Genomic DNA, 25,842 nt, shown 5'->3' on the forward strand with positions numbered 1-25,842 from the left:
TCAAAATTTTTGACGTAATGTCAAGTGTTTTTTTGTGTTATGTCATATTTTTTTGTATAATCTGAGCGTTGCAATTACCTAACCGGACGTTACTGAATTTAACTAAATTAAATGATATTTCTAACCAATTGGAATTATTCGACTTTTAACCGGACACTAGTGAAATATGATATTAAACTCGCGGCTGGCGATTCTATAATACTTGTGTATTCACTCGCAAGTATCCATGACAAATACCCTGGTTTTAAGATAGATTAAAATAACAAAAAAAGATATTGTTTAACATCTAAAAAGTATATATATTTTGTATATTTTAATTAAATATACGGAGAAAACTACAATGAAAACTATTTCACTCAAAATTGATGATGCAATATTTGGAGATACAGAAAATATTGTATCAGATTTAAAAAAACCAAGAAACAGATATATCAATGAAGCTCTTGACCATTATAACAAATTATATAAACGAAAATTATTAGAAGAAAAACTTGAAAAAGAATCTTCATTGATTAAAGATGAATCGCTAGCTATCCTAAAAGAGTTTGAGGATATTGATTATGAATAATGATATGAAGCAATATGAAATATGGATTGCTGATCTTAATCCTCAAATCGGAACTGAACCAGGAAAAACAAGACCTGTATTAATAGTACAAACTAATTTATTAAATAATGTCGGCCATACTTCTACAATAATTTGTCCAATTACAACAAAAACGGAACAAGAATCAAATATATTGCGAGTTCATCTTCAAAAAGGTACAGCTAATGTTCTTGAAAATTGTGATATAATGATAGATCAAATACGAGCAATAGATAATAAAAGACTGATGAAAAAAATTGGAAAAATTCCGCAAAATTTAATTGATAAAGTGAAAAAGAATATAAAAATAATTTTTGACATAGATTCCTGAATGAGATATAGAGTAGCATAACGAAATTTTGCACACGGATCGAACCACGTACTATTTTTTCTAATTTTGATGGTTAGTGGAATTTCTTGTTTTCTTTGAAATAGCGGTTTGTGGTTTGACCGGTGAAAATCACGTTAACTAAAAAAGAACTTGGAATCTCGATTAAATATGATTACACTCCAATAAAATACCACTATCCTTGGAGTAATATCGAATGAGAGATCATTTTAAAGCAATTTACAGAAGATTGCTTCAAAATACTAACTACAGCACGCATCGTTATTTATACAAATCATTCAATACTGATAGCCGCTTAACGGGGCTTGTTGGACCTCGAGGTACCGGGAAGACGACGCTACTGCTTCAGTATATCAATGATAAAATTGAGGATAAAAGCCGTTGCATCTATTTGTCCTTGGATAATATCTATTTCACACGAGTCAACCTCATTGATTTTGTAGACGATTTCTATCAAATTGAGGGGATCCGATATATATTCCTGGACGAGGTTCACAAATATCAAAATTGGGATCAAGAACTAAAGAATATCTATGATTCATATCCGGATATCAATATCGTCTTTTCCGGAAGCTCGAGTATGGACTTAATCCGAGGAACATATGATCTTTCAAGACGGGGAAGATTATTTAGGCTCAACGGCATGTCCTTTAGAGAGTATCTTGAGTTCAGACTGGCCGCCACAATTTCAGTGATCAGCTTTGGTGATTTGCTGGAAAAGCCTGAGGCGCTAACGGAGCAGTTGTTACATTTTGAGAGAATTAAAGGGCTTTTTCTCGAATATCTCGAGAATGGATATTATCCCTTTGTGTTTGAAGATGAAGCAAATTATCATCAAAAGATATTGAATGTTATCGATAAAACGATCTATGAAGATATTTCAAATTTCTATAAACTTAAAACAGAAAATCTCGTAAATTTTCGGAAAATACTATCATACTTGGCAACCATTCCTCCTGGACAATTGAATCGTAACAGTATATCAAAACATATTGGTTTGGATAACCGAACTGTTGAAAACTATTTGCAAATATTAAACGAAACTGGGCTTGTCTGTCTTGTTAAAGAAAACAAAGCGGGAAGCAGTCTGCTAAAAAGCACTGAAAAAATATACCTGGATAATTCAAATATTTATAAAGCAATCATAGATGAAATTGGTTTCGATTACAATAGAGGAACAGTACGAGAGATATTTTTTATAAAAATGCTTCAGAATGCAAACGAGAATGTCTTCTACAGCAAAATAGGCGATTTTCAAGTTCGAGATTTTAACTTTGAGATTGGCGGCAAGAGCAAATCGAACAAGCAAATTAAAAACAGCTTGAAAGATTCTTTCTTGGTGAAGGATGATATTTTATTTCCGAGTGGCAATACGATACCGCTTTATTATTTTGGCTTCTTGTATTAAACAAATACCAATGCGCTGCACCGGATGGAACAGCCGAGTTTTGTTTCGAGATTTAAAATGATGTTAAATTTTGTGCATTTTATCAGGTTCGTCCGATACTGCTCCAGACGGTGAGCAACGTGTTAACTGATATAGATTACCCAAACAAGTCGGAGTGAGATCCAGTACGTTCTAAATATAAAGAATCGGAGGTTAAACGATATATTAAAAGCCACTCAGGCTCAATATGACAATCACGGTGGTCTTTTCATTTTCCGGCAAGTTGATGGTCGTGGTATTTCTCCTCCAAGACATCACCGGAAGAAAGTAATTCGATAACAGTTTTAAGTTTTTCAAGGTTCTTGTTCTGTTTCTTTATTCGTTTGTAATCTTTTTTAAATGGCTGGTATAATAGATGGTCAACTATCCAACTCAAATAATTCGTCAACCGAAGATACTTTATGAACCTCTTTTTCATTTTCAGATTTTAACAAGGTATCAAAAGTCAGGTCGTTGGGTATTTTAACATCAAACGGTATTCCTCGATTTAATGTAACTTGTGTCAGGAAAATGGAAATAGCTTCGGACATCGTAATATTAAGTTTACTTGGAATGTTTTGAGCATTATTTTTAACTTCAGGCTCGATTCGAGCCTGAATAATCGCTGTTTTAGCCATGATTTTGCTCCTTTTGTAATACAATTGTCAGTACATTAAATATAAAAAAAATATAACGCAATCTGCGAGAAAAAGTTTTCATAATTCTATTAATCTTGAAAGAGAGCATTTAACCCAAAAATGCAGTGGGTTGAAAACAGATATTTTAAGATTTTAACGCTTGCTGGAATCTCTTATTTTCAGTTGAATCTCGGTTTGTAATCAACCACTGATTTAGCCGCTATGGCTAAAAAACTTGAAAACTAAAATTTTATTGTATATATTGATGTATATACTGGAGATGTAAAAGGATAAATGCAAAAGTATTTAAATCAGGAAATAGTCAAGCTATTCGTTTGCCAAAAAGACTATCGTTTAGATGTTGATTCAGTCAAAATAAACAAGATTAATAACTTGCTGGTATTGATACCTGAAAATGATCCATGGTTAAATTTTATCGATGGGGTTAACAAAGCTGAAGAATTCCCGAAAATAGACGATCATGAATTAAATCTCAAGAAAATTGAAATACAAAGCGCCTGATTATCCTCCAGTTCATTATGGAATCATTTATGCCCATCAGGTCGAAAACGTGTCTATTACAGGTCAAGGTGTCATTAATGGTAATGAAGAAGCTTTCTTTGTAAAACTGAAAAAGTCTCCTTTTTGGACACTCTACATTGCTGATTCGGACAGAGTTATCAGTTCGGAAATTAAAATATGGACGAGCATGAAAACCCCGAATAGCGATGGCATTAATATAACTTCCATAGATATATGTGCTGCGTAGAACAATTCGGCTCATGGACAAAGAATTACAAGCAGAATAGGGCGGACGGCCAATCCGATATGGAAATGGCCACCGCCGTGCGGATTCCCTTGATCAAACAACATGGAGACCCATGAAGAATATCAGTACGGCGTTTGTGATACTGGCGGCGTTATGCTGGGGGGTATCGGGCGGGATCGGCGGCATTCTCATAACCAACGGCTGGGACGCGTTCGTGGTGTCGTTCTACCGGGGCGCGATCGGGCTGTTATTTGTTCTCGTTTGGCTATTGTTGCGTCCGGGCGGCAGCGGATTGGCAAATCGCCGATTATGGTTCTGGTCGGTGATTGCCGGCCTCGGGGTATCCGGCAACTTTGCTTTCTATTTTGTGAGTATTGCGAAAGGCAGTGTCGCGGTTGCGGTGACGCTGATGTACTGTGCACCGGTGTGGGTTTATCTCATATCCTTTATACTCAAGCTGGAAAGATCCTCTCCGTTAAAGTGGGCCGCGATCACGATGGTAATGCTTGGCATCGTGCTGCTTACACGGTTTTACGAGACAGGAGTCGACGGCGTCACACTGGTCGGCATCGGCGCCGGACTGCTTTCAGGCCTGTCCTATGCGGTATTCATTTTCGGATTCAAGTATGCGGCGCCACACGGCAGCCCTCAGGCGATTCTCGTGATTGCGTTCGCGGTCCTGGTCACCGTACTCATCTGGCCGGGTGATGCCGGGCAGACCGTGGCAGTGCTGAACACACCGAGTTGGCCACTATTCGCAGTGCTGGGGATACTTGGCGCAGGATTGTCCTTTATTCTCTATATCGTCGGCCTGAATCATACCGCGCCGGGCGTGGCCTCAATTGTGGCAATGGTTGAGCCGGTCACTGCGTCTCTATTCAGCGTTGTGGTTTTGAATGAAAACCTGGTCGGTCTGCAAATATTCGGTATGGGATTGATTTTGTTCACAGTGACTGCACTGAGCGTATATTCAAAAACTCGATGGTCGGACTTTTTCTAATCACTGGTTTTGTCTGAAATAGTACCCGGTGAAAGAGTCAATTAAAATGGACCGGTTTAAAAGCGAGTTCGGAGTGCAGATGATCATTAAAAACGACCTGACCCGATTCCCTTTTGATTGTCACGGCTCGACATGTTTATAACTAAAAGATATCATAAAATAGAGAAATCGGGAGAAACCGAATCGCGTATCTAGTTTGATTGGCCGACAGGCACCAATTTTTGGATGAAGATCGAGATTGATGAGACGAATATTTATAGAAATGCAAGAAAAGTTATGAATTCAAATTCGAGACGATCAATAAAATTACTTTTTATGCATAGGCCGGAACAAAAAAGTCTTGCATATATTGAAATATTTTATAGATTTCAATATGGTATTGTAAAGATGTAAATATGAGGTTTTTTTGCCACGGCAAATATTACGGTAAAAAATATTCCGAATGATCTTTACGAGAATCTCAAAAAAGCCGCTGCGGTTAATCACCGCAGTTTGAATAACGAAATTATCGTTTGCATTGAAAAAGCGATAAAAAACAGACGAATCGATAAAACTCAATTTCCGGACCCCCTTTAAAGACGAGGGAAAGAAATTCAACTGCCGTATTTGACTGACGAGGAATTGCACCACATCAAAAACGAGGGCCGATTGTGATCGTCGCTGATACAAATATTATATCCTATTTTTTTATCCAGGGGAAAAAGACATATCAACCTGATAAAAGCATTTCCGGAACACACTATATTTTTACAAGAAAAAATTGGCAGTGCATACACAGAAGAGATGCACATATTTTTAAATAGCATAAAAACATCGAGGTGAAGCATGGTTGAAGAAAAAGTTATGAACCGGTGGCTGGCGGTAGTCGGCGCTATTTTGATTCAATTGGCGCTTGGTGCGATTTACGCCTGGTCTGTTTTCACAACAGCCCTGAAAGAGGCGGGATGGACCAAGGCGGAAACTCAGTATGTCTTTGCAGCGGGTCTCGCATCTTTTGCGATCGTCATGGTGCTCGCGGGAAAGATGATGCCCAAAGTCGGTCCGAAAAAACTGGCCATTTCAGGCGGTATTGTGCTTGGATTGGGTTACGTGCTGGGCGGACTGGTCGGCGGCACGAATCCGTTGCTGCTGATCCTGTTCATCGGTATTGTGGGAGGCTCGGGGATCGGCCTGGCTTATGTCGTGCCGATCGCGGTCGGCATGCGCTGGTTTCCGGATAAAAAGGGCCTGATCACCGGACTGGCTGTGGCCGGTTTCGGGTTCGGCGCCATGTTATGGGTGAAACTGGCCGGCGAATGGGGACGGCTTCTTGCCAATGTGGGGCTAAGCCATACGTTCACCATTTACGGCATCGTTTTTCTTGTCATGGTTGTGGTCGGTGGCATTTGGATGGTCTTTCCGCCGGAAAACTGGAAGCCCAAAGGCTGGGTACCTCCTGAAGCCAAGCCCGGACAGACGGCGGCGGATGTCAACCTGACACCCAATCAAATGCTGAAAACTCCGTCTTTTTACCTGATTTTTTTCATTTTTGTGTTCAGCGGGGGCGCCGGCCTGATGACGATCGGTCTGATGAAGCTTTTTCCGCTCGAAGCTCTGCAGGCGAGCGGAAAATCCGCCGTAGAAGCAAGTGCAATCGCCGGTACGGCCATGGCTGTTTTCTTTTCTCTTGCCAACGGCATCGGTCGTATTGCCTGGGGCACGTTGTCCGACAAGCTCGGCCGCAAGCTCTCTGTGATTATTATGTGCGCCACACAGGGTATTATGATGTTTGCTTTTACAGAGATGGCCGGTACACCGGGCCTGCTCTTTATCGCTGCCACGTTGATTGGCTTTAACTTTGGCGGCAACTTTTCACTGTTCCCGACACTGACAGCCGATACATTCGGCACCAAACATATCGGACAGAACTACCCATGGGTTTTCCTCGCTTACGGCGTGGGCGGGATTGCAGGCCCGATCATGGGTGGAAAGCTGGGCGATCTTGGCAATTTTCCGTTGGCCTTTACGATCTGCGGGGTGTTGTGTGTGGTGGCCGCAGGTTTTGCATTTTTAGTCAAGCCTCAAAAGGCGTAAGCTGAAAAATCGTCCTCTTTATATTTGCAAAAAAAAAGCCCGGATACGGGCTTTTTTTTTATTATTCACAAATTCCTTTATCATTGATCAGCCGTTATATCATGGAGAAAAAAATGATTGATCACGAAAATCGTAATTTTGCATTCTATATCGGGTTGGGCCTGGCGTTGGGTACGGGAACAGGCGTGTCCATCGGTGTTGCCGTCGGAGCAGCCCTGGGGAATATCTCAATGGGTGCGGCATACGGACCTGCTATAGGTGCGTCATTTGGACTGATGGCCGGCATCATTCTCTTTTATATGAAACATCCTGATAAAGACGGTTAACAATCACGTAAACGATTAACTGACAGTCGGTTGACAGCTTTAATTCATAAAATATTGCAGGTCATTTTTTAAGCAAATCCAAACAATTTGCAGAGGTTCGTCGCGCACAGCTCTGTAAAACCACCCGGGAATTGAACATGAAAAACATCGTCCTCATCATCTCGGTTTTATTATTGACCGGTTGTTCAGAAACATCTGACAACCACGCCATATCCAATCGTGAACATTCCATAAAATATCCCGCAAAAACAGCACTGACAATGTCGATCCTTGATACGCTGGGACCCCTGCGCGAGTACAAACGCAGTGAATATATATTATATTGCAAAAGGGACAGCTATTCAGAGAGGCATATCGAAGGTTTACTCATACAGATCGAAGAGGCTATTTTAAGAATCAAAACCTTATTAGAAATGGATCGTCTTTCCAAAGGAGTTCATTTGATCATGCTTGATTCAAGAGAGGAAATGGGGCGGTTGTTCGGGCATAATTACAAGGGATTGTCGATTCGAAAGGACGATCTGGCGCTGTTTGTTTATAATTCAGAGACCAGACCGTATTTCCGGCATGAATTGTTTCACCTGATGGCGTACCGCGTATGGGGAGATTCGAAAACGAGGCTGTTGAATGAAGGCGGAGCCATGTATGCTGATAATCGCTGCCTGTCATATGAGAATCCCATTATTGTGATCAATAAATATTTACTGGAAACCCACAAATGGTTTGATTTTCAGGATCTCGTCACTGATTTTCAGGAAAAAGTATCGAAAAATGACCTGATCGCCTATTTTCAATCGTATACCTTGCATGATGCGTAATGACAAGCCGAATCATTACGTATTCATTTTGACAGTTTTTTCTGATTCTACCTGTTACCCTGCGAAACCCCGCCCGTACCATCTCTGTCAGGAGGCAATAGGAGGGAGGTGAACCCGGCAAAAAAACACATAACAAAAAAAGTTACTTGATCTGCAATCCGCAAATCTCCCCTCCTTTTCCAAGGAGGGGACGTTCGTCAGATGCGGACGCCGTCCGGCTCTGGTGGACCGGGGTGGTCCGTGCACCCAAACAAACAAGACGAATCATAACAAGCAGCACGGACTCCGCCGACGAGCTGGTCAACACTCACTCAAACACTCTCTCAAACCCGTTATCCAGCCGGACCACACTGCCGTTGCCCACCAGCACATCCCGGGCAATGAATCCGCCCGTGGCCTCGCAGTGCTGGCGGATGTGCAGGAGGCCGTTCGGCGCGTAGACATTGGCTTGCACCCGGCTGCCGTTGCCGATCGTCGCGGCCGCCTGCGGATTGCCCCGGTCCTTTCCGGATCCGGCAATATAAAACAGCACTTCCGAGGCCGACACACGATCCGAGGCGATCACACAGTTGCTGCCGGTTTCAAAACTCTGTGAAATCAATACCCGGACCGGTGATTTTGCCCTGATCTCACAGTCATTGCTCAGACGCAGATTGCGCAGCCGGATATCGCCGCCGCGCAAAATCAGGGTGCAGCCGGGTTTGAGAGTAACGTCCCGGTAAGAACCGGATGACAATGTATGCGTTTTATGCGGTTTCAGATCAATATCCCGCGTGCCCGGGGTAATGTCCGGGAATGCGGGCAGACCATGATAAAGAATCGGAAATCCCAATGACCGTGATATGGCGCCGGTAATCGTTCCCCGGTTACTTAGATGATTGGTATAGACATTTCCATAGACCTCAGCATTTGGTCGGATTTGTATACTCGGAGCAAACACATCACAACTGTCAGCTACCCGGGCATTATTTTCAATGACCATATGTGCATCCTGAATGTCCGAACAGGTGTCTTCCTGAATCGCGGCAAATCCGGATAATAGCTGACTGTTTTGGGACAACCGGATTGAGCGCAGCGCAAGGACCGAATACGTGGCAACGGTATCTATATTGGGGTGACCCATTTTTATCAAGGTTTCTTCGATTTCAGGATTACCCCAGCGTTCTGTTCCAGGATCAAAATAGTATTGCTTTAATCGGGTAATCACCTCTGGATTATCCAGGGCGACGACTCTAAAATATTCTAGAATACTGGTATCCAGACCAAATTCTATCTCCCCAAACCGCTCCAGATAGGGCTCAATATAGCGGGAGTCACGATAATACGTTGTGTTCTTGATGAAATCTGACTGCATTAGCATAATCGTTTGATACGCACAATCGGCCTGTTCGTAATCCGGATGCTGATAATCAAGCTTTCTCAATCTTTTTACCTGATGACGAATATCTCGCAATAAAGCAGACTGTAACTGATATTGTTCATACAACAGATCCCGTGACCGTCCTGTATTAAAAAAGAACAGCAATCCAATGTGATCGCCATATTTAAGAATGGAATTTGAGCATATTTGGCTAAAATCCCGGGGGAGATGTATCTCTTGTTCAATAATATCAATATATACATCCGGATGATTTTTCAGTTTTTGTTTCAATTGCTGATATTCCGGGTTCTGAACGCTGTAAATATAATCATCAACATTGACCACGTCATGCATATCCTGACGAGCCTGTTCTTCACTGATTTGTGAAAATAAATTATGTGTAAATATCAATACAATGACCAACATAATATTTGAAAAATATTTTCTTTGCATGATTTATTTTCCTCTCTTTTTATCATTACTTTAATAATGGACTGATCATACAATCCTGATAGGTTTCCCGGCTAATCCTGCGAAAAGTTCGGACATCAGTATCAGGTCCGGGTATTGGTGTCTGCGGGAAAAAAATGTGACGATAATTATGTATATCGCCTTTTCGTGTGAGAGCATGCCCGATTTCATGAGCAAGAACACGTTTAACTATTGGGTTCAATAAATGCAAAACAATCATCCCATCGCCAAAAAGGGTGCCTTGAGGTCAGACTGGGAAAGCCACAAAGTCCCAGAGTTGCTGATCGTCCCGGACTATCATCATTGATATCTTTGAATTCTGTTCCTAAAAACACCACATGAAGGATATCCGGATTCAAATCAAATTCCAGTTTATTTTCAAACACCTTACGCAATGCTTCGAAATCTTTTCCATCTCGATTTAATTGATTCAACGGCGGAAAATCAGCCCGGCCATCTTCGAATAAAGGAATAAGATTTTCATGATCAAAAACAGCTCCTTTTATTACATCCGTTTTTAAGATATAGATTCCTGCTTGTGCCCAGGCAATTTTTGCCCGTTTTATTGAAGCATCAATATATCGGTCTTTGAAAGCCGGTCCCCGGCCATCACTAAGAGTCGAGAGTTCATTTCCACTTTTAAACTCGAACCAATCTCCTGAACTAGCATCTAAAAAGGGTTCACTGGGTACACCGGGGCTGAAAGGCTCTCCCCGTTCCTTGCCTTCCCAATCAAATTCGTCATTGTCTTTGCCAATTCTTTCCCCAGTCGCAGCTATATATCCTATATCTTTAAATGCCTCCTGCAGCACATAACAGCGCAGATACAATTTTTTAGGCTGCATCACGGAAACTGTTTGTCGCAGCACATCCGCTCCGCCCGCGGGTTGATAGTTGACAATCACTTCTCCTCCCGGATAGCACTGGTGAGTACGGTCATTGAAATCTTCGTCAGGCACAGCCTCGGCAGAATACATTGACCCGTGTTTATAGCCGTCATCTGTTTGATTCGGCGCGACCTCATCAAGGTCCGGCGACGTTATTAACTGAGCTTCGGATTTGAAAATACCTGTATTGGCTCCCGTTTCCTCCAGCGTTATCTCTTGAAGGTTATCAAATGAAGGAGGATCCCATAAAATTCCAAAATCTGTGCCAATCTCTACAGTGATGGTTTCCTTTTGCCCGGGATCCAGATTCCGTTCATCATCGTGAACCCGAATGTAAAAACACCGTGAATCATTGTCAATAAAATTGCTCATAAACGTTCCCCCGGGATACGCTCCGTCCCATAATGAAATCTGAAGGTTATCTGTCGGATTTTCTGATGCATCCAAAAACTCTATTGTATTCTCGGCATCCAGATAGAGCATTGCCTCCCCGCGAATTTCCGGTTCGCCAGGAACTTCCACCACTATTTTTACCTTTTCATCTTTTTCAAATTGTTCTTTATCAGCAACATATCCGGCGCCATTGTCTCGAGCATACTTGTAATTGATATTTAATATATTACCCGGACAAGGCATTGAAAAAATACCCAATAGTGTACCATAATTGCTGCCCGTTGAATCCATTCTCACATTGACTATATCAGAAATACCCATATCCACATTGTTGTTATCTTTATCTTTGCCCTGAATCTTTATTGTTGTCTTTTCTGCATACTTTATTGTATCCGGTTTTAAAGTGACATCAAAGTGATCAAGTGACACGGTCGTATCAATTTCTACCTTGACAATCAAATCTTCAAATAATGGAGAAACATATAAATCTTCAAACCATAACAAATATTCCAGATTACTTACTTTTTCCACTCTATATCCATAACACCACCAACTGCTGCCGTGATACCACCAATACATATCAAATAGTATACGTGTAGATTTAGTATACCCCGATGAAGTCCATTGTAATCCGTGGTGAGAATTTGCATTTTGAGCTATTAGAATTTTTTCCGGTTGCCATAAATATAGATCAAGTCTTGCTGCGGCATCACCGCCTACAATAGTCACAATTAAACGACCATCGCAAGGCATATAAATATAAGGTGGTTGCTGCCCCCAGGTTTTAGATAATCCTGCTTCAGATTTAATTGATTGAAGGCTATCACCTGAGAGAGCAATATCCTCAAAGAATTCCGGTCTTGAAATCGAGATCTCATCCTTTATGATCACCTGTCCATCAACTAAATTAAACAGACTCGGTAGAAATAACATCATTATCAAAGTAAAATATTTACCCTCCATAACATCCTCACTTTTGTAAAATGATTTTTTTGCTTAATTGCTGTGAATGATCCTTTGATTGAATTTTCAACAAAACAATATATACTCCACTTGAAACCGAACTACCGGTGCCATCCCGACCATCCCAGATAATGTTCCGATGTCCAAAAGCCTGATGTTCATCTATCAGACGACGAACTCGTTGCCCCAAAACATTATAAATGTCAACTTGAACATGACTTTGATGGGGAATGCAGTAAGAAATTTTTGTTGTTGGATTAGCAGGATTCGGAATTGTAGGAAGTAATTCAGCACATTCTACAGCAAGCTCTGCTTTTCAATTGAATTTATAACGATGGAACCTATGACCAAATTGATCGACTACATCCATAACTATAGATCCTGTTTGGCCTGTCATATCATTCGCAACATCAAAATAAAATTCTGCAACTTTGCTGTTCTGAGGATCAATTTTTTCTATAAAAATACTGGAATCCTCAAAAATTACCCATTCAGGAGAATGAACGACCTTAACAGCAACATCTGTCATACTTCGATACAGATCATTATTGATGCGTAAAGAAAAAGTATTTTTTTCACTGCCAATCGGAACACTAAATTCCGCAGCAAACAAAATAGACTTGAAAAACAAAATGAGAATTAAAATACGATAATTCATGTCTCCTCCCTTATTGTAATCAAATAATAATTTGCCTTATTGAGCATACTTTGCCCTAAAAGCATTGATGCAAAATACAGAACTGCGAAAAATTTTCACTCTACTCAACCGCTCCAAACACCGATTGAGCAACCTATTCCTCATGACCCCCGGGACATTTAGCGACTGTTGGCCGCAGAATATTAAATGCACATATCAACAGAGCTGTGTGGATTTCAAAGATGCAATGTGCAGGTGAGATTTTTTATTGCCTTTAAAACCTAAATAAAAAACTCATCAAAGTCAAGGATTAATTGAATGAAATTCAAGAAAAATTAACGCTTTACTTAATTCTGTCAGTTTTGGGCAGAGTCCAGACATGCAGTGTCCAGTCGTATGCGCATGACAATTAAAAATGACAAGATTGGAAATCAGCAGTGACCCGAATTCCGAATCCGGTACGGCATACAATCCGGGATACAGAGCATCCAAATTGTATCTCTCATATACGGGAATGAGTAACACAGAGGCATTTCCCTGCCGCAACGTTCAACCGTCCACGAATGAATCAGCCTGTGGGCGGATACGGTCCGTGGGCTCAGAGACGAAAGGACGCTCAAGCGCCCGGTTCTAATCTTGAATCCAATGCTTTTGTAAAAAATATTCACTTTTGATCCTAACCTTTGCCACTAACCCTCCCGTTAGTGTCCGCCAGCTAACGGACGCTTTCTTTTCAGAGCCCGGTGTTGACGCATGGGCGGTGCGCGGACGAAGGAGGTTCGTGTTATTCAACATGGCCGCCGTTGAGAGGATGATCCATGCCCGGATTGTACGTAATCAAGAGCAGTGTTTATACGTATAAATGAATGCCGCCGAGACACAGAGTGTCTCGACGGCATTCCCCCATAGAATGGGGGAATGAGAAGCGTAAAATCATCAAAATCAGCACAATTTGCAATGCGGACCGGGGTGGTCTGGGCGCAAAACCTGCCCGACGCTCACGGGCGACGAACTCGTCGCCCTACATTTTTATAACGTGTTTTAATATATCAAGGATGCTGTAGCGGGGGATACCGCGCAGGTGATAACGTCCGCCGCTGATAACCGCCTTTGCGGCGCGCTGGCCGCTTTCCACAGCCGGTCCGATGCCTTCGCCCATGTCCAGAGTAGCGAGGCCGGCGGCGTCTCCGATGATGAATGCATTGCCAAGACGCAGGCGGGGGACGCGGTGGCGCAGGAAATACGTATGCCCTCTGGGCGGATCGGGAAGAATATCAATGAGATTCTCCTCCTTGATCTTGCGGGCAAACTGCTGCCAGTGATACTGGATGGACCGGTGTTCGGACAGCAGGGGAGAGGCTTTGGCGCCGATACCGATATTGATAATGCCGTTCTGTTTGGGCACATACCAGGCATAACCGGGCAGTCCCTGTTCAAAGAACCACAGCTGACAGCGTGTATCCTCATAGCTTGATTTGAACTCAAGTTCCAGCGTTGTAATCTGAGAGGAGCGCGGCCGCGGTGACGCGTTTCGGAAAAACGTGCGGTACACCGGACAGCCGGTTCCGCCGGCGCCAATCAGATAGGTACAGCGAAATCTGTTGTCTATGACATATCGACCGTTTTCCTGCTTGATGTCTGCAGCGCGGTGCTTTTCGACCGTTACGCCGGCGCGGTTCAGGAGAAAATGATCAAATTCCAGTCGACGGATTGCGTACTGTCGCGTCGGTATCGGAATATAGCGTCCGTATATATGCACATGCAGATGATCGAAAAACGTCAGACTGCCGGAATAGGACCGCGGGTTCAGGTTCAATTTTCTCCACACCCGCGGCGTGATCCATCCGGCGCAGAGTTTGGGGCGGGGAAAGGATTGTTTGTCCAGGATCAATGTATCGATGCCGGCGTGATTCAAGGCCTGTGCGCAACTGGCTCCGGCGGGTCCGCCGCCGACAATAATGGCTGTTCGGTCGATCATTTCATATTCTCCATTCAGAATGTCAGCTTTTGCGGCAGTCCGGTTGATCGCGGTGCGGGCGGTTCATAACCACCTGCCAGAGTTGATTGTGCCGGCCCCGGAATCCGCCGGCGCTGCTCAACAGATAATAGCGCCACATGCGGTAAAAGCGTTCGCTGTATGTATGCTTTAGGTCCGGCCAGGCGTTTTCAAAGTTACGATACCAGGCCATCAGCGTCGGATCGTAATCCTGTCCAATATTGTGCCAGTCCTCGACAATGAATAATCCTTCCATAGCACTTGCCAGCTGGGCAATGGACGGCAGCTGTCCGTTCGGGAATATATACGTGGTGGTCCAGGGATCGGTAATCGCCAAACTCAGATTGCCGCCGATGGTGTGAAAAAAGGCCAGACCGTCCGGTTTGAGGGTGCGGTCTATACGGTTTCCATATAGGTGCGATAATTTTTATGTCCCACATGTTCCATGACGCCGATAGAAATGACGCGGTCGAATGGACCGCTTACATTGCGGTAATCCTGCAATTGGATATCTACCGGCAGATGCGAATAATGTTCGTTGGCCCATTCGACCTGTTTTCGCGATACAGTCACCCCGGTGACCTCGGCGCCGTATTTCTCGGCCGCATATCCGGCAAAACCGCCGAATCCGCAGCCCAGTTCCAGAACCGTCATGCCCGGTTCCAATCCGATCTTCCGGCAGATCAGATCCAGTTTGTTCTCCTGGGCCTGGTCAAGATTTTCTGCATCCTTCCAGTAGGCGCAGGTATAGTTCATGCGTTTGTCCAGCATGGCCTCGTAAAGATCATTGCCGATATCGTAATGATGTTTACCGACGTTGAAAGCGCGGCCGCGACTTTGCAGATTGAACAGTTTGGCGCGCAGCACATGCCAGAACAGGCTCAGATTGCCCTTGATCTGTGACGGCAGATCGGCGCGGATGACTTGATTGATAAACTCGTCCAGCTGTTCACAGTCCCACCAGCCATCCATGTAGGATTCGCCAAGTCCGATTGACCCCTTGGCCAGCACACGCCGGTAGAAATCCGGATGGTTCACCCGGATATCAAACGGACGATCACCATTGACCCTGATATCCGCTTTTTCCAAAAGATTGCGAAACAGTAATTCTTCCCTAAACATGGTCTCCTCCTGAAAATAGGTCTCTGGCTTTAATTATTGCAACAGGTTCAGGTTTTGAAAAATTCTGTAAAATTTGAAAAAATGTCATCGATGTTTTGGCAGGGTATATCCTGAACGCCGACTGTGTTTCAGTTTATTATTTCCGGTTTGTTTTTTTATTTTAAACGTTATCAATGCTGTGAAATTTAACATGAAAAAACGCCACCTGTTGCTGCTGTGTATGGCTTTTCCTTTAACCTGTACCCGGATGCCGGATCTTTTAATTGAATCCGGCAAACAGGACGAGTTTTAATTCGACTATATATCTTTAAAATAGGATTGTCCAAATCAAAGACGGTCATGTGTTTATCGATTTCGGCAGGGACGTGTTCGGAATCCTGATCCAGGAAGGCGATTCGTTCGTTGCAAACGGGATTCAAACAGCACGCATCCAGCCGCAGCCCGGCACATTGACATCAAGTCGTATCAAAGTACCGACCATTTGCGGACCGGTTCAAGCCGATTATCAGCGTGACGGCAGGCGTCAGGTCTACCGCCTTTATATCCTGCGCGACATGAAAACAGAATTCCATACCGCGGAGGGTTCGCAGCGCATTATGATTATCGTTGTTCCGCATGATAAAAAAGCGATCGTGCCCATGCTGGTACTCGCGGCTGTTCTCGGCAGCGGCATCGGTATAACTGGTGCATGGATGCTGGGATAGAACCGTCAGATTACGTTTGCGCTCGGGAAAGGATTCAAAATATGAGTATCCGTTTTGATATCATTGGTTTGTTGTTTCGAATTTGAAGGAAATGCTTCCATTCTACAGTGATATAGTGGGCATCGACATTGACTGGGACGGTTCAAATCCCTATGCGGATTTTAAGATGTAGAGGAAAAAAGAACGGTTATTTAATGTCTTTATAAACCTGTTTACAGCAAATGTCTTACAGGTGTGAAACGGCCCGGATATCATTCCGGGCGACATTTAGTCTGAACCCCAAATTATTGATAACGCATGTAGCTGCGTTTAATCTCATAGATGCGCATTCAGAAACGGCAAAATTCTGAAAATTCCTTTATTGTTATTGGCCACATTGATCACGCCCAGCTGTACGCCGTTCAGCGTGTCTGCAACATTGACGATACCGATCGACAATCCGGTTTGTGTGCCTTTGACCAGATTGCAGGCACTGACAGCCAAGCCGTTAAACTCTGCCGGCCCTTTGTCGTCTTTAACCAAAACGGCTCCGCCTGCCATGGCAATTCCTATGACATCGCTGCCGCCGACGAATCCGCCTGCGAAAGACAAACCTCGTATTTTCGGCGAACCCACGCCCAAACCGGAAAACGAAATGCCTCTTAGCTCGTCGCCAGCGCCGCAGCCCAGTCCGCTGATCTGTATACCGGACATTTTATCTCCGGCTCCGGCTCCGAGCATTGCCAGTGTGATGCCTTTGATATCACCGCCGGCGCCGCATCCGACTCCGCCGATATTGAGTCCGGTCATATTGTCACCGGCGCCGCATCCGACTCCGCCGATATTAATGCCCCTCAAGTCACCGCCGCTGCCGGCGCCGAGGAGTCCCATGTTAATACCATGAGCCGATTCCTGAGCCGCCACCCCCACGAGTCCCAGCTGTACACCGCGCAGCCGGGCGCCGCCGGGCATGAGGCCCAGAGACAGTCCGTTGATTTCAGAGTTTATGTTTTCCTCTGAAGGTTTCCAAAGGGTGATGTTGATACCGTTCACCTGCCGGACATTGTGGTCCTGGAAATTAATGCGCAGCCCGTTGAATTCAGGTGTATTCCCAAAACCGATTCCCCAGTGATCCGAGGGGATTCCGAATCCCCGGGCTGATACAAGGCCGGACGAAATAATAACAATTGAAACAATGAGCCAATTCATTCTCAAATACATAGCAGTCTCCCGTCATTCATGTTGATATGTTTCCATACGAAGCTGCCGAGAAATTGTTTCAAATGCCGGATGAATACTATATGGTCATAGCTGTAAATCCGCCGTCTATAGGAATGATAGCGCCGGTGATAAAGGAAGAGGCTTGTTTCGAGGCCAGCCAGAGCACGGCGCCGATCAATTCTTCCGGCTCGCCAAAACGCTGCATGGGGGTATGGCGCATAATATCATTTATCCGTTTCTCGGTCAGGATCTTTCGGTTCTGCTTGGCCGGGAAAAATCCCGGTACAATGGCATTGACGCGAATTTGATCCGTTGCCCATTCTCTGGCTAAAAACCGGGTTAGATTATTGATCCCGGATTTGCTGACCCCGTAGGTAAATACTTTGGATAAAGGCGTAATGGATGTTACGGAAGAAATATTAATAATGCTGGCCGGTTTTCCGGAATTTTGAAAATGTTTGCCGAATACCTGACAGGCCAGAAACGTGCCTTTTAGATTGACATTCATAATTTTATCATATTCTTCTTCCGTGATATCAAAAAACGGCGTGGTTGAATTGATACCGGCTGCGTTGACCAGTATATCCGGTTCGCCCCAGGTTTCAACGATTTCATCAGCCGCGTGTTCAAGTTCCGAGCGGTTCTGCACATCACATTGAAAGGTTTTAGTTTTCGCATCCCGTTTCTGCACGTTTGGGTCGTCTTTGGTGACAGACGGGCTGAGCAGGGCCAGTTTGCATCCGGCTTTGCCGAGGCCGTCGGCCATGGCACTGCCCAGCACGCCTTTTCCGCCGATAATGACGGCTGTTTTATCATTCAACTCGTATAGATCATTGATATAGCTCAAAATGGCACTCCGTTGTGGGGTCAGGTGATTTCTGTTTTATGATTTACATCCCGGGCACATACTTTGCTGTACCCGGTTCCGCTGCTTTCAGTCGTAAAGGACGAGTGCCGGTTTGGCTGTTCTTTATTGACTGTCAAGACCGAACGGATCATTTTCGAGCCGGTACAGTTTTTCACCGGCATGCGGTACGATCAAAGCCCGCTCGTCATCTCTGCCCCAGTTGTCGACATCGATGCTGAGCGGATCGACATATCCCAGATTTACTTGTTCACAGATTTCTTTGGGGATGCCGGTGGCCAGAGACACCTGAATGCGCGGGGTCTCGATTCCGTTTTCAAATGTACCCAGTCCTTTGACATGCGTGGAATGCGCGCGGATACCGCCGGGAATGTTTTTAAACCGGTTCGATTGTTTGGTAAAATAATCGCGCACATGATAACCGATCTGTTCGATGAGCTTGCCGTGGGTTTTCGAAATTTCTGTGATATGCGGCGCATAGATAATCAGTTCTCCGCCGTCTGCAACCACCGGTTCGAGTTTGTACATGCACTTGGCGCCGGTCCAGAGATCGTCATACATTTCCGGCGCGCAGGACAGGACACGATCAAACGGATGCGGTTTGAACATGGTGTTCATTTTCCGTGATTGTTCAGCAGCCTCATTCCATGCATCGGTTGAATCTCCGATATACAGACCTTTCATATCCCTGCCGTCCATAACCAGGTTCAGTGTGAATTGGTCTACTTTCACAAGCTTTGCCGCTTCGTTTATCACACGACGGACAGGTGTATCTGCTTTACCGATCAGTGCGGAACTGGTGATCAGCGCACCCAGCCAGTGAAACAGATTGAGAAAATCCGGGCCGGAAATACCGGGGAACAGGTATTTGCTGCCGCCGGACATGCCCACAACTTCATGAGGGAAAACAGGGCCGATGATGATCAGTTTGTCATAATCGCGTACCAGTTTATTCAGTGTCACGTTCACCGTCTCTTGCAGCATGCCGCCCGATAATTCGCTTACTTTAGATTCGGGCAGGGTACCGGCGGAATACAAGTGTTCCGGGGAATCCCAGTGATGGTTATAAAATCCCACATCCGGAAAATCCGACAGCTGGATCCCGAGATGAGATTCCAGATGGGCATCAGACAGGGGCGGATGCGTGCCAAGCGCCACCAGAATATCAAACTTTTCAACTGTTTTGCCGAGGCGCTCATGCAGGGTCCTGAACAGCGTCGGCATGGGCGCCGTGCGTGTTGTATCCGGTATGATCACCAGCACCTTTTCATTATCGACAGAATAGTGTTCAAACGCCTGATGCACAACCTGTTTGATCTGCTCCTCAGTCAGGGGGGTATCAGATGTTGCTTTAAAGTTCATAATTTATCCTTATTTGCTGGTTTATGATTGTTCCAAATACAGATATCGACTCACCGCTGAATCTGCGTGAATTTCAGCGGTATCCACCCGTGGCAGATCTGTGTCCCGGCTTTGAATAATTAACGGCAATTCCGTGCAGCCGAGAATGACGCAATCCACATGATCCATGCGTCTGTGTTTTTCAATAATCTCGATAAAACGTTTTTTGGTTTCCGGTTTTATAATATTGAATTCAATCTCTGAAAATATTTTATCATGAATCCAGACAATGCTTTCTTCATCGGGGACAACAGGATGGATGTTCACCTGTTTTAATATTTTAGTGAAAAAATCTGATTTCATGGTAAAACCGGTACCGAGCAGAAGCGGTTTTTTGAATCGGTGCTCCTGCAGATAGGTCCGGGTGGTATCCAGAATACTCAATAACGGCAGTCGGGTTTGTGATTGAATCTGATCGAACACTTTATGCGGCGTATTTGAGGCGATCAATCCGAAATGTGCTCCGGCGTTCAGCAATGCATCGCAACGCTCCGTCAGGCCTTTTGCCAAGTCATCCCAGCGACCGTTTGAGCTTAATTCGAGACAAGTTTTGATATTCAGGCTTTCGATAATGATATGAGGAAAGCCGGTTTTATCATATGTGTTCTGAAACTGATCAATCATGCGCTGATAATAATAAATGGTCGCCTGGGGTCCCAGGCCCCCGATCATACCCATTGTTGTCATGATAGCCTTTCTGCCGGTCAAAAATGACCGTGTTGAATGAAACGCACGGCACAGTTTATCGTGCTGTCTTTTTTTGTGATAACATGATGATTGGCCGGTACAATTATAAAATCATTCATACCTTTTTCTTTTGTGTTTTCGATCGATACCCTTCCGTCATCTTTGCCCGGAATGATCAAAGATGCAACGGGATTGATGCTTCGGCTGCCGGCAATGATACCTGTCTCGTGTTCAAGAGGAGGAAGTGAATTGACAAAACTGTCCTTCCGGCTGCCCAGCTGCATGCCGGCCGGACTGTTCAGTTTTGCGAAAAGCGGAACCCAGTTCAGACGGCTTACAAGTTCGCTTCCCTGATTGACCGGCGCGATCATCACAATCCGGTGGACCCGGCAGGGATGCGGTTTCTGCAGGGTATAGCGTATCAACGCATTGCCCATCGAGTGACCGATAAAATGTACAGTATCGCATTCGGATTTGCATTCTTCCAGTGCCACACCTATCGCAGTGTCTGCCAATGCCTGAATTTTATATTTGGACGACGGATAATCGAGGTTGAGCACATGATATCCGGAATCGACCAGCATATCTTGAAGTTTGTGCATGAACGAGCTGTTTGCCCGCAGTCCGTGTACCAGAACAACGCATTCTCTGCCGGTCGTATCCGGGTGCTGCCAATGGTATTGAAAACCGTTGGAGCACCCGGAAATTAGAGAGACGAGAATGATCAGGAAAGAACAAAATCTCAAAGCCGTAGACTGTTCGTTGTCACGCATTATAAGTTGAAGCGGATGTCTGTCCGCCTTTACCGGTCCAGTTTGTATGGAAGAATTCGCCGCGGGGTTTATCGATACGCTCATACGTGTGGGCGCCGAAATAGTCGCGCTGCGCCTGAAGCAGATTCGCAGGCAGGCGTTCGCTGCGGTATCCGTCGTAAAATGCCAGCGCTGTGCTGAGAGCCGGGATGGGAATACCGATTTCGAATGCTTTGCCGACCACACGGCGCCATCCGGGCAGCGCTTCCTGTATCGCGTCTTTAAAAAACGGATCCAGCAGCAAATTCACCAGTTCCGGATTGCGTTCATACGCTTCCTTGATTTTTCCCAGAAATGCGGAACGGATGATACAGCCGCCGCGCCACATGAGGGCAATACCGCCGTAATTCAGATTCCAGTTATATTCCTGCGCAGCAGCGCGCATCAGCTGAAATCCCTGGGCATAGCTGACGATCTTGGAAGCATAGAGGGCCTGTTCCAGATCCTGTATAAACTGTTTTTTATCACCGGTGAATGGAGTGTCCGGACCTTTTAACTGTTTTGATGCTTCAACGCGTTCATCCTTTAACGCGGATAAATTTCGCGCAAACACCGCTTCACCGATCAGCGTGGTCGGCTGGCCCTGGTTCAGCGCTTCGATGGCTGTCCATTTGCCGGTGCCTTTTTGTCCCGCCGTGTCCAGAATATAGTCCAGCACATACTCGCCGTTTTCATCTTTATAGTTCAAAATATCCCGAGTGATCTCGATCAGATAACTGTCCAGTTTTCCGGTGTTCCATTCGGAAAAAACCTGGTGCATATCCTGATTGCTCATGCCCAGCCCGCGTTTCATAATGGCATAGGTTTCGTTGATCATCTGCATATCACCGTATTCGATACCGTTATGGGTCATTTTGACAAAATGACCGGCGCCGTTTTCACCAACCCAGTCGCAGCAGGGTTCACCGTCATCAGTATGGGCGGCAATGGTCTGGAAAATAGTTTTTACATGCGGCCACGCGTCCGGAGAACCGCCGGGCATCATGGATGGACCTTTTAGCGCGCCTTCTTCACCACCGGATACCCCGGTGCCGATATACAGCAATCCTTTTTCTTCCAGATATTCGGTACGGCGCATGGTATCGGGAAAATGACTGTTGCCGCCGTCAATGATAATATCGCCTTTTTCCAGATAGGGAATTATCTTGTCTATAAATATATCCACGGGTTTGCCCGCCTTGACCATCAGCATAACGCGCCGGGGACGCTTCAGGCTTTGTACCAGTTCCTCAATGGAATAGCAGCCTTTGATTTGTTTGCCCTTGGCCCGGCCCTCTACAAAATCAGTCACCTTGGAGGTGGTTCGGTTATAACAGGCAACCTTAAACCCTTTGCTTTCCATGTTTAAAATCAGGTTTTCTCCCATCACCGCAAGACCGATGATGCCGATATCATGTTCTGCCATTTTATTACTCCTTTATTGTTTTTTAAATGTCTGCAAATTATCTCGATAGTATTCATTGTCCGGATCCAGGTCGAATGCTTGCTGCATGGCCCTGATGGCCTCAGTCGTATCGCCGTTGGCATAATACAGCCATCCCAGGGTATCCCAAATGGAAGAATTGTCAGGGTCCAGTTTGACCGCTTTTTCCGCTACCTGGATGGCCCGGTCGTATTTTTTATGATATTTGTATTCAAATACGGTCCAGGCATAGGCATTCATCAATCCCGCATCCCGGGGCAGCTCTTTTAGGGCTTTTTCATAATAATAGAACGTCTTTTGTGTGTCCGCCTGAGCATTATGGGAACGGGCCAAAGTAACGTACGCATCGCTTTTCTTTTCCCGGTCAAGTTGCGGAATCAGTTCAAGCAAGGGGGCATCATTCTGATGGTTCCGGGCCTGATACGTGGCGATCTGGTAACACGCCTGCTGTGCATATTTGTCACCGGGATCATCTGTGAGCTTTATCACGCGTCTGAAATAGGGTTGTGCGTTTTTCGCTTCAAACCGATCCATGTATTTTTCAGCGAGTTTAAACGTGATTTCGACATCCATGGAATCTTGCCGATACTTTTTCTGCAGCATTGACAATGTGTTCCGGTTGTGTGCATAGTCTGTCAGTTTCTGCATATACTTGTCCGGATTGTTTGCAAATCCCACGATACGGTCGCGTTCCGATCCGTCCGGGGCCAGCACAATGACGGTCGGAAATCCCCGCATATGGTACAATTCCCGGAGCTCTTTATAATTTCCTTTATTTTTAACAATTTTTACAGCGACAAACAGCTCGTTAATCTTTTGTGCGTGTTCTTTATCCTGGAAAACCAACTGGTCCAGCTTTTTGCAGGGGCCTCAGGTCGGCGAATAAAAATCAACCAGCACCGGTTTGTTTTTTGCACCTGCCAGCTCAAGCGCTGTTTTATGAGAATCGACAAATGACACAGTTGACTTGCCGCAGGCCGCAAACAGAGCGAAAAGAGAACCGAACAGTATCACCAATAATTGCTTCATAGAGCATTCCTTTTGCTGTTTTCGATTAACGGGTTAAATGGTCATGGCTGAAAAACCGCCGTCCACTCGGATAATGGAACCGGTAACAAAAGAGGAAGCCTTTTCCGATGCCAGCCAGATGACAGCCCCGATAAGCTCTTTGGGATCACCAAAGCGGTTCATCGGCGTGTGTCCCATAATGTCTTTAACACGCTCCTCGGTCAAAATCTTTCGGTTTTGTTCCGCCGGAAAAAAGCCGGGCGCCAGGGCGTTGACGCGTATCTTTTTTTGTGCCCATTCGCGGGCCAGAAACTGGGTCAGATTATTGATACCGGCCTTGCTGATACTGTAAGAACAGACACGGGACAGCGGAGGACCGGACGAAGCCGAAGAAATATTGATGATGCTGGCCGGCTTGTCCGCATTTATGATACGCTGCCCGAAAACCTGACAGGCGAAAAATGTGCCTTTTAGGTTGACGCCCATAATTTTATCATACTCTGCTTCAGTGATATCGAAAAAGGGGGTGGAGGAATTGACACCGGCCGCATTGATGAGAATATCCGGCTCACCCCGGGTTGTAGCGATATGCTGCGCGCATTCTTCAATGTTGTCGCGGTTCAGAACATTGCAGACAAGCGCTTCAACCTCAATATCCATATTTCGCAGACGCTCAACCTCGGCGTCACAATTCTGCGCATTGATATCCAGTAACACCAGGCGGCAACCCGCCTTTCCAAGTCCTTCAGCCATCGCCTGGGACAGCACTCCCGTGCCACCGGTGATCACTGCGGTTTTTCCGTTTAGCTGATACAATTCTTGAATATAACTCAAAATAACTCCTTTCAGGTTTGATCCAATTCTTGATTACATCCCATCGCCATGTATTTTCGGCCATTATTTCGATATGATCCGCAGGTTTCACGAATCATCAGGGTCGTATTTAGGAGCGTGGTTTCGGTATTAGGGGGATTGTCATTTTTAATACAATCGATGAGTATCTCCGCCGCCCGATAGCCGATATCGAAAGCCGGCTGCGCCACTGTGGTGAGTCCGGGAGTGATATAATTCCCGAATTCAGAGTCGTCAAAGCCGATCACTCCGATTTCTTCAGGTATCCGGATACCTTTTTCCAGCATCGCCCGGATCAAACCGATGGCGATTGTGTCGTTGTAACAGAAAACAGCATCAAAACGGCTTTTGATTTGCTCAAAATATTCAGTCCCGGTGCAGTAGCCGTCCTGCATCCGCCAGCCGCACACCCTGATTTGGTCTTTATCAACCGGCATACCGAAATCCTGATGCGCCTTGACAAAGCCCTGCCTGCGTCGGTCGCTGGCCATAAACTCTTTTGGGCCGGACAGGTACAAAAGACGGCGATAGCCATTTTTCAACAAATGAGAGGCGGCATTGTAGGCGCCCGTGATATCGTCTGCACGCACAAGCGGGGCCTGTACACCTTCCAGATCACCTAACAGCACAAACGGGAGTTTGCGCTGTTCGAGTTCGTGGAACATTTCGAGATCGCTTTCCTTCTGAAGCGGGAGGATAATGATACCATCCACACGCCTGCGTTTTAAAAGCTTTAGATATTCAACTTCCTGTTCCGGCTTTGTATGCGTATTACCGATCACAACATTATATTTGCTCTTTGAGCAAGCCGCTTCCACACCGAGTGAGATGCTGGAATAGAGCGGGTTGGAAATATCCTTGACCACCAATCCAATCATGCCGGTATGCTGACGGGCCAGAGCCCGGGCTGTTTCATTGGGACTGTAATTATGCTTTGCGATAATTTTTAAAATACGTTCGCGTGTTTTATAAGCCACAGCCGGATTGTTATTCAAAACACCCGAGACCGTAGCCCTGGACACACCGGCTTCTCTGGCAATATCGCTGATCGTAATATGTCGATGGGATCGTTTCAT

General features: G+C 45.2%; 27 protein-coding genes and 1 pseudogene. 10 read left to right on the forward strand and 18 right to left on the reverse strand.

Annotated features, from left to right (window positions below; all coding sequences use genetic code 11):
* Window positions 1–340: 340 nt before the first annotated feature.
* The 3 genes from U5R06_05615 (at window position 341) to U5R06_05625 (ending at window position 2,343) form a co-directional block, all read left to right on the forward strand.
* Window positions 341–568: a hypothetical protein gene (locus U5R06_05615; GenBank protein ID MDZ7722301.1), complete on the forward strand. Its 228-nt coding sequence runs from the start codon at window positions 341–343 to the stop codon at window positions 566–568.
* Window positions 561–917 (forward strand): type II toxin-antitoxin system PemK/MazF family toxin, encoded by a 357-nt coding sequence (locus U5R06_05620; protein ID MDZ7722302.1) that lies wholly within the window; start codon window positions 561–563, stop codon window positions 915–917. The genes U5R06_05615 and U5R06_05620 overlap by 8 nt, the downstream gene beginning before the upstream one ends.
* 214 nt (window positions 918–1,131) lie before the next feature.
* Window positions 1,132–2,343: an AAA family ATPase gene (locus U5R06_05625; protein ID MDZ7722303.1), complete on the forward strand. Its 1,212-nt coding sequence runs from the start codon at window positions 1,132–1,134 to the stop codon at window positions 2,341–2,343.
* A 136-nt stretch (window positions 2,344–2,479) separates the two neighbouring features.
* Here U5R06_05625 and U5R06_05630 read toward each other — a convergent pair.
* Together U5R06_05630 and U5R06_05635 are read right to left on the reverse strand one after the other, a co-directional pair.
* Window positions 2,480–2,800, reverse strand: a pseudogene (locus tag U5R06_05630) (type II toxin-antitoxin system YafQ family toxin).
* On the reverse strand, window positions 2,742–2,999 hold the full coding sequence (locus U5R06_05635; GenBank protein MDZ7722304.1) for a type II toxin-antitoxin system RelB/DinJ family antitoxin: 258 nt from the start codon (window positions 2,997–2,999) through the stop codon (window positions 2,742–2,744). The pseudogene U5R06_05630 and the gene U5R06_05635 overlap by 59 nt, the downstream one beginning before the upstream one ends.
* 294 nt (window positions 3,000–3,293) lie before the next feature.
* On the opposite strand from U5R06_05635, the gene U5R06_05640 reads away from it, so the two are divergent.
* The 6 genes from U5R06_05640 (at window position 3,294) to U5R06_05665 (ending at window position 7,985) form a co-directional block, all read left to right on the forward strand.
* On the forward strand, window positions 3,294–3,521 hold the full coding sequence (locus tag U5R06_05640) for a hypothetical protein (protein ID MDZ7722305.1): 228 nt from the start codon (window positions 3,294–3,296) through the stop codon (window positions 3,519–3,521).
* A 359-nt stretch (window positions 3,522–3,880) separates the two neighbouring features.
* Window positions 3,881–4,768: a DMT family transporter gene (locus U5R06_05645; GenBank protein ID MDZ7722306.1), complete on the forward strand. Its 888-nt coding sequence runs from the start codon at window positions 3,881–3,883 to the stop codon at window positions 4,766–4,768.
* 435 nt (window positions 4,769–5,203) lie between these two features.
* Complete coding sequence (locus U5R06_05650) at window positions 5,204–5,344, forward strand: Arc family DNA-binding protein (protein ID MDZ7722307.1); 141 nt, start codon at window positions 5,204–5,206, stop codon at window positions 5,342–5,344.
* A gap of 249 nt (window positions 5,345–5,593) precedes the next feature.
* Window positions 5,594–6,841 carry an OFA family MFS transporter gene (locus U5R06_05655; protein ID MDZ7722308.1) on the forward strand — a complete coding sequence of 416 codons (1,248 nt, stop codon included), beginning with the start codon at window positions 5,594–5,596 and terminating at the stop codon, window positions 6,839–6,841.
* A gap of 113 nt (window positions 6,842–6,954) precedes the next feature.
* Window positions 6,955–7,167 carry a hypothetical protein gene (locus tag U5R06_05660; protein MDZ7722309.1) on the forward strand — a complete coding sequence of 71 codons (213 nt, stop codon included), beginning with the start codon at window positions 6,955–6,957 and terminating at the stop codon, window positions 7,165–7,167.
* Between the two features lie 137 nt (window positions 7,168–7,304).
* Complete coding sequence (locus U5R06_05665; GenBank protein ID MDZ7722310.1) at window positions 7,305–7,985, forward strand: hypothetical protein; 681 nt, start codon at window positions 7,305–7,307, stop codon at window positions 7,983–7,985.
* A 307-nt stretch (window positions 7,986–8,292) separates the two neighbouring features.
* On the opposite strand, the gene U5R06_05670 is transcribed toward U5R06_05665, so the two are convergent.
* The 6 genes from U5R06_05670 to U5R06_05695 all read right to left on the reverse strand — a co-directional run bounded on the left by U5R06_05670 (window position 8,293) and on the right by U5R06_05695 (window position 15,814).
* Window positions 8,293–9,798, reverse strand: coding sequence for a hypothetical protein (locus U5R06_05670; protein ID MDZ7722311.1), 1,506 nt, complete (start codon window positions 9,796–9,798; stop codon window positions 8,293–8,295).
* A gap of 203 nt (window positions 9,799–10,001) precedes the next feature.
* Window positions 10,002–12,059, reverse strand: a complete 2,058-nt coding sequence (locus tag U5R06_05675) for a hypothetical protein (protein MDZ7722312.1) — start codon at window positions 12,057–12,059, stop codon at window positions 10,002–10,004.
* Between the two features lie 316 nt (window positions 12,060–12,375).
* Entirely contained in the window at window positions 12,376–12,717 is a 342-nt protein-coding gene (locus tag U5R06_05680; protein ID MDZ7722313.1) for a hypothetical protein, read from the reverse strand.
* A gap of 1,000 nt (window positions 12,718–13,717) precedes the next feature.
* Window positions 13,718–14,674: an NAD(P)/FAD-dependent oxidoreductase gene (locus U5R06_05685; GenBank protein MDZ7722314.1), complete on the reverse strand. Its 957-nt coding sequence runs from the start codon at window positions 14,672–14,674 to the stop codon at window positions 13,718–13,720.
* Window positions 14,675–14,696: 22 nt separating this feature from the next.
* Window positions 14,697–15,092 carry a class I SAM-dependent methyltransferase gene (locus U5R06_05690; protein MDZ7722315.1) on the reverse strand — a complete coding sequence of 132 codons (396 nt, stop codon included), beginning with the start codon at window positions 15,090–15,092 and terminating at the stop codon, window positions 14,697–14,699.
* The gene (locus U5R06_05695; protein MDZ7722316.1) at window positions 15,089–15,814 is read right to left on the reverse strand and encodes a class I SAM-dependent methyltransferase; all 726 of its coding nucleotides are present in this window, start codon (window positions 15,812–15,814) and stop codon (window positions 15,089–15,091) included. The genes U5R06_05690 and U5R06_05695 overlap by 4 nt, the downstream gene beginning before the upstream one ends.
* A 341-nt stretch (window positions 15,815–16,155) precedes the next feature.
* On the opposite strand from U5R06_05695, the gene U5R06_05700 reads away from it, so the two are divergent.
* Window positions 16,156–16,518: a hypothetical protein gene (locus U5R06_05700; protein MDZ7722317.1), complete on the forward strand. Its 363-nt coding sequence runs from the start codon at window positions 16,156–16,158 to the stop codon at window positions 16,516–16,518.
* A 315-nt stretch (window positions 16,519–16,833) separates the two neighbouring features.
* On the opposite strand, the gene U5R06_05705 is transcribed toward U5R06_05700, so the two are convergent.
* The 10 genes from U5R06_05705 to U5R06_05750 form a co-directional block, all read right to left on the reverse strand.
* Window positions 16,834–17,718, reverse strand: coding sequence for a hypothetical protein (locus U5R06_05705; protein ID MDZ7722318.1), 885 nt, complete (start codon window positions 17,716–17,718; stop codon window positions 16,834–16,836).
* Between the two features lie 76 nt (window positions 17,719–17,794).
* Window positions 17,795–18,565, reverse strand: a complete 771-nt coding sequence (locus tag U5R06_05710; protein MDZ7722319.1) for an SDR family oxidoreductase — start codon at window positions 18,563–18,565, stop codon at window positions 17,795–17,797.
* A gap of 123 nt (window positions 18,566–18,688) precedes the next feature.
* Window positions 18,689–19,945: a lactate racemase domain-containing protein gene (locus tag U5R06_05715; GenBank protein MDZ7722320.1), complete on the reverse strand. Its 1,257-nt coding sequence runs from the start codon at window positions 19,943–19,945 to the stop codon at window positions 18,689–18,691.
* A gap of 21 nt (window positions 19,946–19,966) precedes the next feature.
* Window positions 19,967–20,671 (reverse strand): amino acid racemase, encoded by a 705-nt coding sequence (locus U5R06_05720; protein ID MDZ7722321.1) that lies wholly within the window; start codon window positions 20,669–20,671, stop codon window positions 19,967–19,969.
* A gap of 17 nt (window positions 20,672–20,688) precedes the next feature.
* Window positions 20,689–21,528, reverse strand: coding sequence for an alpha/beta hydrolase (locus U5R06_05725; protein MDZ7722322.1), 840 nt, complete (start codon window positions 21,526–21,528; stop codon window positions 20,689–20,691).
* Complete coding sequence (gnd, locus tag U5R06_05730; protein MDZ7722323.1) at window positions 21,437–22,888, reverse strand: decarboxylating NADP(+)-dependent phosphogluconate dehydrogenase; 1,452 nt, start codon at window positions 22,886–22,888, stop codon at window positions 21,437–21,439. Before gnd ends, U5R06_05725 begins: the two co-directional genes overlap by 92 nt.
* A 12-nt stretch (window positions 22,889–22,900) precedes the next feature.
* Window positions 22,901–23,752, reverse strand: a complete 852-nt coding sequence (locus U5R06_05735; GenBank protein MDZ7722324.1) for a tetratricopeptide repeat protein — start codon at window positions 23,750–23,752, stop codon at window positions 22,901–22,903.
* A gap of 24 nt (window positions 23,753–23,776) precedes the next feature.
* A complete protein-coding gene (locus tag U5R06_05740) occupies window positions 23,777–23,935 on the reverse strand; it encodes a hypothetical protein (GenBank protein ID MDZ7722325.1) in 159 nt (52 codons plus the stop codon).
* A gap of 33 nt (window positions 23,936–23,968) precedes the next feature.
* Window positions 23,969–24,748 carry an SDR family oxidoreductase gene (locus tag U5R06_05745; GenBank protein MDZ7722326.1) on the reverse strand — a complete coding sequence of 260 codons (780 nt, stop codon included), beginning with the start codon at window positions 24,746–24,748 and terminating at the stop codon, window positions 23,969–23,971.
* Between the two features lie 11 nt (window positions 24,749–24,759).
* Complete coding sequence (locus U5R06_05750; GenBank protein MDZ7722327.1) at window positions 24,760–25,842, reverse strand: LacI family DNA-binding transcriptional regulator; 1,083 nt, start codon at window positions 25,840–25,842, stop codon at window positions 24,760–24,762.

The sequence above is a fragment of the candidate division KSB1 bacterium genome (genome assembly GCA_034521575.1).
GTDB lineage: Bacteria > Zhuqueibacterota > Zhuqueibacteria > Residuimicrobiales > Krinioviventaceae > JAXHMJ01.

Bases quoted from the DNA above. Each gene is read 5' to 3' on its own strand.
- U5R06_05615 (MDZ7722301.1), top strand. From the start codon at position 341: ATGAAAACTATTTCACTCAAAATTGATGATGCAATATTTGGAGATACA.
- U5R06_05620 (MDZ7722302.1), top strand. From the start codon at position 561: ATGAATAATGATATGAAGCAATATGAAATATGGATTGCTGATCTTAAT.
- U5R06_05625 (MDZ7722303.1), top strand. From the start codon at position 1,132: ATGAGAGATCATTTTAAAGCAATTTACAGAAGATTGCTTCAAAATACT.
- U5R06_05635 (MDZ7722304.1), bottom strand. From the start codon at position 2,999: ATGGCTAAAACAGCGATTATTCAGGCTCGAATCGAGCCTGAAGTTAAA.
- U5R06_05640 (MDZ7722305.1), top strand. From the start codon at position 3,294: ATGCAAAAGTATTTAAATCAGGAAATAGTCAAGCTATTCGTTTGCCAA.
- U5R06_05645 (MDZ7722306.1), top strand. From the start codon at position 3,881: ATGAAGAATATCAGTACGGCGTTTGTGATACTGGCGGCGTTATGCTGG.
- U5R06_05655 (MDZ7722308.1), top strand. From the start codon at position 5,594: ATGGTTGAAGAAAAAGTTATGAACCGGTGGCTGGCGGTAGTCGGCGCT.
- U5R06_05660 (MDZ7722309.1), top strand. From the start codon at position 6,955: ATGATTGATCACGAAAATCGTAATTTTGCATTCTATATCGGGTTGGGC.
- U5R06_05665 (MDZ7722310.1), top strand. From the start codon at position 7,305: ATGAAAAACATCGTCCTCATCATCTCGGTTTTATTATTGACCGGTTGT.
- U5R06_05670 (MDZ7722311.1), bottom strand. From the start codon at position 9,798: ATGCAAAGAAAATATTTTTCAAATATTATGTTGGTCATTGTATTGATA.
- U5R06_05675 (MDZ7722312.1), bottom strand. From the start codon at position 12,059: ATGGAGGGTAAATATTTTACTTTGATAATGATGTTATTTCTACCGAGT.
- U5R06_05680 (MDZ7722313.1), bottom strand. From the start codon at position 12,717: ATGAATTATCGTATTTTAATTCTCATTTTGTTTTTCAAGTCTATTTTG.
- U5R06_05685 (MDZ7722314.1), bottom strand. From the start codon at position 14,674: ATGATCGACCGAACAGCCATTATTGTCGGCGGCGGACCCGCCGGAGCC.
- U5R06_05695 (MDZ7722316.1), bottom strand. From the start codon at position 15,814: ATGTTTAGGGAAGAATTACTGTTTCGCAATCTTTTGGAAAAAGCGGAT.
- U5R06_05705 (MDZ7722318.1), bottom strand. From the start codon at position 17,718: ATGTATTTGAGAATGAATTGGCTCATTGTTTCAATTGTTATTATTTCG.
- U5R06_05715 (MDZ7722320.1), bottom strand. From the start codon at position 19,945: ATGAACTTTAAAGCAACATCTGATACCCCCCTGACTGAGGAGCAGATC.
- U5R06_05720 (MDZ7722321.1), bottom strand. From the start codon at position 20,671: ATGACAACAATGGGTATGATCGGGGGCCTGGGACCCCAGGCGACCATT.
- U5R06_05725 (MDZ7722322.1), bottom strand. From the start codon at position 21,528: ATGAGCGTATCGATAAACCCCGCGGCGAATTCTTCCATACAAACTGGA.
- gnd (MDZ7722323.1), bottom strand. From the start codon at position 22,888: ATGGCAGAACATGATATCGGCATCATCGGTCTTGCGGTGATGGGAGAA.
- U5R06_05740 (MDZ7722325.1), bottom strand. From the start codon at position 23,935: ATGAAGCAATTATTGGTGATACTGTTCGGTTCTCTTTTCGCTCTGTTT.
- U5R06_05750 (MDZ7722327.1), bottom strand. From the start codon at position 25,842: ATGAAACGATCCCATCGACATATTACGATCAGCGATATTGCCAGAGAA.